This is a genomic window from Mycobacterium sp. 94-17, from assembly GCF_035617725.1.
Lineage (GTDB): Bacteria > Actinomycetota > Actinomycetes > Mycobacteriales > Mycobacteriaceae > Mycobacterium.
In genome coordinates, this window is sequence record NZ_JAPIYN010000113.1 from 1 (window position 1) to 299 (window position 299).

The window sequence follows — 299 nt, forward strand, 5'->3', positions numbered from 1 at the left end:
GCCCGCGCACCATGGGCCACCAGCAGATGAGCAAACCGGTTGGACGCCTCGTCCAGCTCGCGATACGTCCACGACCGGCCGTCGCACGTCAACGCCGGCGCCTCGGGCGTACGGCTCACCTGCTCGGCGAACAACGCCGGTATCGACTCCCCGGCCGGGGTGGGCCGGGTCAGTACCTCGCGGTGGCCCCACGCGTCGAGGCGGGCCCGCTCACCGTCCTCGAGCAGATCGATCGAGGACAGCCTCCTGGCGGGGTCGGCGGTCATCGCCATCAACACCCGCTCGAGGCGGTCGATCAG

The 299-nt window shown here is 71.2% G+C and carries 1 protein-coding gene; it reads right to left on the minus strand.

Annotation, left to right across the window (positions count from 1 at the left end):
• A partial coding sequence (locus OQ789_RS25905) for an AMP-binding protein (protein WP_324689291.1) occupies positions 1-299 on the minus strand: 299 nt, incomplete at both ends.